We start from the raw sequence: 8571 nt of genomic DNA on the forward strand, positions 1-8571 counted from the left end.
TGGGAGGGGTTAGGGGAGGGTGGTAGCTCTTTTTCTAAGGTTTTTAGCAAGAGTAATAATATTGCCCGCCCATTTCACCCTCACCCTATCCCTCTCCCATCAAGGGAGAGGGAATTTTGCTTTGTCTACCAACTAACTGCTTAACTTAGTTTTGAGTAGTTACGTTTCGTAATCGCCCATCCCCAACTAATCGTAACTACTCAGCCACTCTGCCCGATTCCTGGGGTTTAGAGATAGGCTCTAAATCCAAGACAGGCTCATTCCTTAGCTCCTTTAGATACGACCACCTTGGCTGGCCGCAGCACCTTATCGTTTAACTGATAGCCGCTAATTAGCTCTTCAGTTATATGCTCTTCCGGGTGTTCCTCGCTTTCCATGTGAAGCATAGCCTCATGTTTGGTGGGATCAAATTTCTGGCCCACTACCTCCATTCGGCTCAACCCCCTTTTGGCCAGAACATCATCCCATTGTTTTTTGATCAATTTCATCCCCTCTAACAGACCCTCCGAGTTATCTTCCCCATGATTTATGGCCCGCTCAAAATTGTCCATAACCGGCAACAGCTCCAAAATTAATCCTTCATTAGCCAACTTGAGAAATTGCTCTTTCTCGCGAATCATCCGCTTTTTGAAGTTTTCAAATTCAGCCTTCAGCCTCTTCAGATGGTCCAGGTAATCGTCAGCCAGATGGGCCTTGGTCTTTAACTCCTCAAGTTCCTTTACGCTTACAGTTTCGAGTTCTTCTTTTGGGGGTGTCTTCTCTTCTGAAGGTAGCTCTTCGGCTCTCTCGGCTTTTATTTCGCTCATCTTTTTCTTCTTCATATCTCTCCCTCCGTTAACATCGTAGTTGCCATTTTAGAGACAAAATCTACTACGGGCACTACTCGTTCGTATCTCATCCTGGTAGGACCAATTATTCCCAGTGTCCCTACTGTCTCCTGTTTATTCCGGTAAGTGGCCATAACCAGACTGCAGTTTTGGATGTCCGGACAAAGATTTTCTTGGCCAATAGAAACCCACGGCCCCTCTTGATTCTGGTGTCGATTAATGATCTCTGCCAAAATTTGCCTTTCCTCCAGGGTCTTAAGCAGCTTGCCTAATCTACGGCCATCAAAAAACTCTGGTTCTCTGGAGATCATATATACTCCTTCCAGGGATATCTCCTCATCAAGTATCCCCTCAATCATAGAAAGAAGATGTGTTAGAATATCTTCCACCTCTTTATCCAGAGGCCACCGATCCTCAAGCCAGGCTAAGACCTCTCTCAAGTTATGCCCACCCAACTCCCTGTTAAGGTCATCAGTTAATTCTTTTAAAAAATCGTGGGCAATCTCACGCTTCAGAAGGACGACCTGATCCTTAGTTAGCCCTGTACTCATTACCAGCAGGATGACCAGCCTTCGTTTGTCTAATTTAAGAAATTCTATATGTCTTAGGGAGCTTTTATCCCAAATAGTTAAGGTAATAGCCGGATAGTGAACCAGATCAGCTAAAAGGAAGGGTATAATCTGCCTCATATCCCTCTTTTGGGTGCTTATCCTCCGATATTTCTCTTTAATAAGTTCTTGTTCTTCTGGGGTTAAATGTTTAGCCTCCATCAAGCTATCGACATATAATCTATATCCCCTGTCAGTTGGGATCCGGCCGGCCGAGGTATGGGGATGCCCGAGATAGCCGGCTTGTTCCAGTTCAGAGAAGATGTGTCGAATCGTGGCGCTGGAAAGGCGGAAATAAGGGGCAATGGTTTTTGAACTAACCGGCTTCGCCGTAGCCGCAAACTTCTGAATAACCGCCTCAAGAATCTTTTTGTTTCTTTCAAGCAGGAGAGAACTATCCATTGATCGCCTGTATCTTCTCAATATTTGGGGGGCTTTTGCCAGAACCGGGTCTGTGTCCCCAGGAAAAAGAGCCGCCTCATAACAAACCACGGACACGAATTAGGCTCTACCCCAATTTATTGAGACGATACCTCCTGTCTACGATACGATTATTAGCACTCTTAATATAAGAGTGCTAAGCGAAGACAGCATACCATTCATTTCTAAATTTGTCAAGGACTTTTTCGATATGTCATTTAAAAATTAAAAAATTAAAGAATTAAAAGTAGACACTTTTAATTCTTAAATGACAAAAGATAAAAGATTCCTTGACAATAGCCTCACGAGGGTATATAATAATGAAGAAGAAGGGAGGATACATCTTATGATAATTACATTAAATGGCAAGATTGAAAAACAGGCTATAAAATTACCTGAATGGGTTCGAATTCCTGATGGGATAGAGGTAAAAGTAATGATTGAAAAAGAGATGACCAAAGAGGAAAAGAGGCGTTTTGCAGAAAGTCTCTGCGGTGCATGGTCTAACGACTCATCTATAGATTCTATTTTTGAAGAGATAGAAAGAGAAAGGCATAAATATCCAGGTAGGGAGGTCAATCTTAATGTTTTTGCTTGATACAAACATTGTTATTGCTTTTCTAAAAGGAGAGCCAATTATTTCAGAAAAAGTTCTCTCTCAGATTGACCATGTGGCCTTGAGTTCTCTGGTAGTAGCAGAATTGGATTATGGAGCAAAAGCATCGCAGAACTCTATAAAGAATCTTGAAAAACTTTACAGTTTTATAAGCCTTACGGAAGTAATTGTTTTTGACCTTGAATGTGCTAAGACATTTGGAACTATAAAAAGTAAACTGCGGGTATTTGGCAAACCAACAGGTGAGGTAGATGCCCTTCTCGCTGTTACAGCGATAGCTCATAATGCCGCGCTTGTTACCAAAAACAGGAAACATTTTGAAAATATTGAAGGATTGAAATTAGAAGTATGGTAATCGTTCAGGCAGTGTAAATAAGGGAAGAGGGGAAAAAGAAGATAGGGGTTCGCTTTTGAGTTTAACTAACATGTTCCAAAAATTGCTTGACATTCAAGGATAAGGAGGTTATAATAACTCCGGCCTTGTTCATCGCGCCGATTACCGATTGGAAGTAACTACTCAAAACTAAGTTAAGCAGTTAGTTGGGAGACAAAGCAAAATTCCCTCTCCCTTGATGGGAGAGGGATAGGGTGAGGGTGAAATTGGCGGGGGCAATATTATTACTCTTGTTATTTCACCCTCCCCTAACCCCTCCCATCAAGGGAGGGGAAGCTCTTATGCCGAGGCTGTCGGTAGAAAAGGAGATGAAACTTAACCTATAGCACTATAATCTGTAATGAGCTTACTTTTTTAACTTGATTTTGAGTAGATACGATTGGAGGTATTAAATGGCATCAAAAACAATTGTCGTTATTGGGATGGGATACGTAGGTATCCCCTGCGCTGCCCTCCTGGCGGACGTAGAGGGATTTAATGTTATTGGGGTCCAGAGACGTTCCAAACGTTCAGGTTGGAAAATAGACGCCTTAAACAGCGGTAAGAACCCTTTTGAGGGAGATGAGCCTGGATTAGCTGAATTAATTGAACGGGTGGTCCTCGAGAAAAAGAGTTTTAGAGCCACTGATGACATTAGTGTCTGTAAGGAGGCGGATGTTATTCTTATTGATGTGCAAACACCCACCGATGAGAACCGAATACCCCAGTATCTCTCACTTCGGGAAGTAAGTATGAATGCCGGGAAATATCTTTCACCCAGCACCCTGATTGTTATTGAATCTACGGTTGCCCCTGGAACGACCCAACATATTGTTCAACCTCTCTTAGAAGAAAACTCTGGGCTTAAGGCCGGCCAGGATTTTCATCTGGCCTTTTCTTATGAAAGGGTTATGCCGGGTAAACTTCTGGAATTTCTGATCAACTTTCCCCGGGTAGTAGGCGGCATAGATGAAAAGAGCACTGAGATGGCGGCTGAATTATATCGTCACATTGTCAAGGCCGGGGTAACGACTACCGATTGCCTTACGGCTGAAGTAGCTAAAACGGTTGAGAATGCTTATCGGGATGTTAATATTGCCTTTGCTAATGAAATGGCCTTGGTGTGTGAAAGTATGGGAGTTAATGTTTATCAGGTCCGTGAATTACTTAACGCCAGACACGATCGTCATATGCATATACCAGGGGCCGGGGTGGGCGGACATTGCCTGCCTAAGGATACCTGGCTCCTGAGGTTTGGACTAAAGGAGTATGGGATAAAAGACGTAGACACGGACATTATTGCCCTGGCCAGACAAATCAACGACTTTATGCCTCTCCATATGGCTTCGTTGATAGAAAATGCCTTTGTGGTAGAGGAGGCCAAATCGCTTTCTGAAGCCCGGGTGGCTGTCCTGGGCATAGCTTACCTGGAGGACTCTGATGATACCCGAAATACGCCGACACTACCTCTAATCAGAGAACTTGAGAAAAAGGGGGCTCAGGTTATCGCCCATGATCCCTATGTTCGGGAGGCAGACTTTGAGGAAGGGATAGAGATGACCAGAGATTTGGATGAGGCCCTCAAGGGCGCTGACTGTGCGGCCATTGTCACGAAGCACAGTGACTATTTTAAGTTAGACCTTCGCCGGGCAAAAGAATTGATGAGAACTCCCATTATAGTTGATGGCCGGAATGTTTTTGACCGGAAGACATGTGTGGAAGCAGGTTTTGCCTACCGTGGAATTGGGAAGGGATAAATAGAGTTCTGATTACACTTCCCGGCGCCCCTCCAGGGCCTTGGCTAGGGTAACCTCATCCGCATACTCCAGGTCTCCACCCACCGGTAGACCGTGGGCCAGGCGAGTGATCTTTATCCCCAGCGGTTTAATTAACTTGGTTAGATAAAGAGCGGTGGTTTCACCTTCCACATTGAGGTTGGTAGCCAGGATGACTTCCTGACAGGGGGAGGCATTCTGAAGCCGAGCTATAAGTTCGGTAATGCGCAGGTCATCCGGGGAGATCCCCTCCAAAGGAGAGACCGCCCCGCCCAAGGCATGATAAATCCCCTTGAAATTACCCGCCCTTTCTATGGCCAGGATGTCGGATGACTGTTCCACCACACATATCCGGCTTCTGTCTCTGGTTTCATCCTGGCAGAGGAGACAAAATTCTTGCTCGGCAAAGCCGCCGCAAAGTCGGCAGGGATGAATCTTTTCCTTGACTTCAAGAAGGGCCTGAGCTAACTTGCCCACTTCCTCTTTAGAAGTATTCAGGATATGGAAGGCCAGGCGATGAGCCGTCTTGACACCCACCGTTGGCAGCTTGGAAAGTTCATTGACCAGCTTAGCCAGAGATGAGGGAAGAAGTGTGGCTCTTGGCATAAAATCATCAGGTAACTACTCAGCCGGACAAAAAGAGGAACACAGATTACACCGCTTATACAAGATTTCACAGATTTTCAGGAATTATTTTAATCCGGGCCATCAGGAAAAAATCTATGTAATCTGTGTTCCAAATGAGGGTTGAGTAGATACATCATCGAAAGGCAGAATACAGAGATCAGCGGTTAGAAAAATCCGCCCTCTGCCATCCGCCATTTACTTAACCGCCTCCTTTAAGGCCTTACCCGGCTTAAAGGTAGCCACTTTCTTAGCCTCAATAGGGACCTCTTCCCCAGAGCGTGGGTTGCGACCCATCCGACCCTTTCTATCCTTAACCTTAAAGATGCCAAAATCCCTCAATTCGACTTTCTCGCCGTCGGCCAGGGCCCCCCTGATCCCCTTAAGAACCCCTTCCACCACCCTTTTAATCTGGCTTTGGGTCAAGCCTACCTCCTCAGCGATCTGGACTACTAAGTCCCGCTTTGTCATGGCACTACCTCCTTTTATCAATATATCAATGTAACTACTCAGGTAAATAGACTGAAGACTGAAGGCTGAAGGTGGAAGGCTTTTAGGGACAAGTGTGGTGAGTAGATGATTGAACTTCAGCCTTCAGCCTATCTACCTGAGTAGTTACAATTATTACCAGTATTTACACCCAGAGGTTCCTATCCAGACTGCGATATTGAATAGCCTCTGAGATATGATGCGCCAGTATATCTTTTTCTCCTTCTAAATCAGCAATGGTTCGGGCTACTTTCAAAATACGGTCATAAGCCCGGGCTGAAAATCCTAATTTATCAATCGCTTCCCTGAGCAATGATCTACTTTCCTGATTAAGAGAGGTATATCTTTTCAACTCCTTTGTCCCCATCTGAGCATTACAGTGAAGCTTTTCATCCTTAGCATAGCGCTGGGCTTGCAAATACCTGGCCCCATTCACTCGTCGTCTGATATCCTCCGAATCCTCTCCAGAGGCATCCGCTTCTAATTCCGTATATTTAGGCCGGGGCACCTCTACCTGGATATCGATTCGATCCAGGAGCGGACCCGATATTCGGGCCAGATATCTCTGAATTTGAAGGGGCGAACAACTACAGGCCTTATCAGGATCAGTTAAATACCCGCAGGGACAGGGATTCATAGCCGCTACCAGCATAAATCGGGCCGGAAAGGAGAGAGAGCTGCCTGCCCGGGCAATGTTTACTACGCCATCTTCCAGCGGCTGCCTTAGAACCTCAAGAACACTCCGGGGAAATTCAGGAAGCTCATCCAGAAATAGAACCCCGTTATGAGCCAAACTCACTTCCCCCGGTTGAGGAATATGGCCTCCCCCAATCAGGCCGGCATAAGAAACAGTATGGTGAGGAGACCGAAAAGGGCGTCGGCTTAACAAAGAGACATGCGGGGCTAAAAGTCCTTTGATTGAATGAATCTTGGTGGTTTCAATGGCTTCGTCTAAGGTCGTATCAGGCAGAATGCCCGGCAATCTCCTGGCCAGCATAGTCTTACCAGAACCGGGCGGCCCGATCATAAGAACATTATGTCCCCCGGCAGCCGCTATTTCCAGGGCCCTCTTTACATGGTGTTGTCCTTTCACCTCCCTGAAATCCGCTTCATAAACGGAAGTCTGTTTAAATATCTCTTTAAGATCAACTTTAGCCGGGGCGATCGTTTCTTCCGCATTCAAAAATCGAACCGTTTCGTAAAGCGTCCTGACCGGATAGACCGCTAAATCCTCTACTACGGCGGCTTCATCCGCATTTTCAGAAGGGATGATCATTCCCTCTTTTTTTATTCCGGAGGTAGCCACGGCCATCGAAAGACTCCCTTTAATGGGCTTTATCCTCCCATCAAGAGACAGCTCCCCACCAATAACGTAACGCTCTAAGGCCTCCTGCCTTACTTGCCCGGCCGCCGCCAGAATACCCAGGGCAATCGGTAGATCAAAGGCAGCCCCTTCTTTCCTGACATCAGCCGGGGCCAGATTAACCGTTACCCTCTTGGGAGGAAATTCAAATTGTGAGTTCTTAATGGCGGCTGTTACCCGCTCTCGACTCTCCTTAACAGCCGTGTCCGGTAGTCCGACCAGATTAAAAACCGGCAGACCAGGCGAGAGGTCCACCTCTACCCTGACCAGATAGGCATTAACACCCAGACAGGCGCTGGAATCAAGGGTGGCTAACATTTGACTCTATCCTTCCCTTCCTGTTTGGCCTGATAGAGTGCCCTTTCCGCTCCTTCGATAAGGGAGGTTTGAATCTCTAAGTAAAGCTGCCCTACCTCATCTTTTTTCTTCCCCTTAATCAATTGTTTTAATTTTTCAGTAAAGGGTTCTTCTTTCGTGGATGGTTCATAACCGGCCACACCGGCGCTTATGCTGATCTTACCCGGCGGCTGGGAGACAAAAGGATGTTCCTTAACCATAAATCTTATTCGCTCAGCTACATTCACGCCGTTCATCAGGGCCGTTACCGGAAGGACACAGGCAAATACCTCCCCTCCGTAACGAAAGACCATGTCTACTTCTCTTAGACAATCCTTAATAAGAGAAGCCATCTCCACCAGGAGTTTATCACCCTCCTGATAGCTATGTTCCTCATTATACTTATTAAAGTCATCGATGTCAAGCATAATTAATGATAAAGGATAATGATATCGAAGGGTTTCTCTAACTTCATAAGCCAGATATATTTGGAAAAACCCGTAGTTGTAAAGGCCGGTCAGCTTGTCAGTGATCTCAGCCTCCCGAATTTTCCTTTTCAGGTCTTCTACTTTTTTTAGGTGTTCATCTTCCGCTTTTCTGGCTCTCTGTTGATAGGTAGAAATCAGGTCAAGGCTAATTGAGTTAATACAGGCATCGATCTTTTTAATGGCATCAAAGAGATGGATGGTTTTCTGGCCGTATTCCTCAAGTATGATGGGCATAAGGGTTGTTTTAAAGGCGCTCAGAATCTTTTCACTCTCGGCCAGATCAACCTCAGAAAGTTCTTTCTGTGGCGCTATTTTTTCTTTAATTAGGGTATCAATCCCACGCCTATCACCATTAGAGGCCATCTGACCTATGCCTTGAATAAGAGACCGGCACTCCTGTTCCAATTCGGTCTTAGGTTTTTTTATACCCTCCCCTAATATGAGCCCCTCAATCCAGGCGCTAAGTATTTCTTCCTCCTTCTGGAAAAGCAGATCAGAAAGCATAATGACTACCTCCGATGAGTAAATAGTGAATAGATTATTACTGTCTACTAACGGCGCGGCGGCTGAGCCGTGCGAGCGGAGGCGAGCTTGCTCGCCGATGCGAGCATCGGCTCCAGCCGCTTGTTCGGCCGCCGCGAGCGTAGCGAGC

The 8571-nt window shown here is 45.9% G+C and carries 9 protein-coding genes; 3 read left to right on the forward strand and 6 right to left on the reverse strand.

What is annotated here, in order from left to right; translation table 11 throughout:
- Positions 1–257: 257 nt before the first annotated feature.
- Together AB1797_10860 and hrcA are read right to left on the reverse strand one after the other, a co-directional pair.
- A complete protein-coding gene (locus AB1797_10860) occupies positions 258–821 on the reverse strand; it encodes a nucleotide exchange factor GrpE (GenBank protein ID MEW5768102.1) in 564 nt (187 codons plus the stop codon).
- On the reverse strand, positions 818–1837 hold the full coding sequence (gene hrcA, locus AB1797_10865; GenBank protein ID MEW5768103.1) for a heat-inducible transcriptional repressor HrcA: 1020 nt from the start codon (positions 1835–1837) through the stop codon (positions 818–820). The genes AB1797_10860 and hrcA overlap by 4 nt, the downstream gene beginning before the upstream one ends.
- A gap of 286 nt (positions 1838–2123) precedes the next feature.
- Between hrcA and AB1797_10870 the strand changes: the two genes are divergently transcribed.
- From AB1797_10870 to AB1797_10880, 3 genes are all read left to right on the forward strand, one after another.
- Entirely contained in the window at positions 2124–2453 is a 330-nt protein-coding gene (locus tag AB1797_10870; protein ID MEW5768104.1) for a hypothetical protein, read from the forward strand.
- Positions 2440–2826, forward strand: coding sequence for a type II toxin-antitoxin system VapC family toxin (locus AB1797_10875; protein MEW5768105.1), 387 nt, complete (start codon positions 2440–2442; stop codon positions 2824–2826). The genes AB1797_10870 and AB1797_10875 overlap by 14 nt, the downstream gene beginning before the upstream one ends.
- Before the next feature lie 431 nt (positions 2827–3257).
- Positions 3258–4601, forward strand: coding sequence for a nucleotide sugar dehydrogenase (locus tag AB1797_10880; protein ID MEW5768106.1), 1344 nt, complete (start codon positions 3258–3260; stop codon positions 4599–4601).
- A 12-nt stretch (positions 4602–4613) separates the two neighbouring features.
- Here the strand turns inward: AB1797_10880 and recR are convergent, their stop codons facing one another.
- From recR to AB1797_10900, 4 genes are all read right to left on the reverse strand, one after another.
- A complete protein-coding gene (gene recR / locus AB1797_10885; protein ID MEW5768107.1) occupies positions 4614–5225 on the reverse strand; it encodes a recombination mediator RecR in 612 nt (203 codons plus the stop codon).
- 216 nt (positions 5226–5441) lie between these two features.
- On the reverse strand, positions 5442–5714 hold the full coding sequence (locus AB1797_10890) for an HU family DNA-binding protein (protein MEW5768108.1): 273 nt from the start codon (positions 5712–5714) through the stop codon (positions 5442–5444).
- A 163-nt stretch (positions 5715–5877) separates the two neighbouring features.
- A complete protein-coding gene (locus AB1797_10895) occupies positions 5878–7413 on the reverse strand; it encodes a YifB family Mg chelatase-like AAA ATPase (protein ID MEW5768109.1) in 1536 nt (511 codons plus the stop codon).
- The coding region (locus AB1797_10900; protein ID MEW5768110.1) for a GGDEF domain-containing protein at positions 7407–8571 on the reverse strand (1165 nt) is incomplete at its 5' end. The genes AB1797_10895 and AB1797_10900, both read right to left, overlap by 7 nt.

The organism is bacterium (assembly GCA_040753085.1).
Taxonomy (GTDB): domain Bacteria; phylum UBA9089; class JASEGY01; order JASEGY01; family JASEGY01; genus JASEGY01.

Coding starts and splice junctions, on each gene's coding strand:
- AB1797_10860 (MEW5768102.1), bottom strand. CDS start 821: ATGAAGAAGAAAAAGATGAGCGAAATAAAAGCCGAGAGAGCCGAAGAG.
- hrcA (MEW5768103.1), bottom strand. CDS start 1,837: ATGGATAGTTCTCTCCTGCTTGAAAGAAACAAAAAGATTCTTGAGGCG.
- AB1797_10870 (MEW5768104.1), top strand. CDS start 2,124: ATGACAAAAGATAAAAGATTCCTTGACAATAGCCTCACGAGGGTATAT.
- AB1797_10875 (MEW5768105.1), top strand. CDS start 2,440: ATGTTTTTGCTTGATACAAACATTGTTATTGCTTTTCTAAAAGGAGAG.
- AB1797_10880 (MEW5768106.1), top strand. CDS start 3,258: ATGGCATCAAAAACAATTGTCGTTATTGGGATGGGATACGTAGGTATC.
- recR (MEW5768107.1), bottom strand. CDS start 5,225: ATGCCAAGAGCCACACTTCTTCCCTCATCTCTGGCTAAGCTGGTCAAT.
- AB1797_10890 (MEW5768108.1), bottom strand. CDS start 5,714: ATGACAAAGCGGGACTTAGTAGTCCAGATCGCTGAGGAGGTAGGCTTG.
- AB1797_10895 (MEW5768109.1), bottom strand. CDS start 7,413: ATGTTAGCCACCCTTGATTCCAGCGCCTGTCTGGGTGTTAATGCCTAT.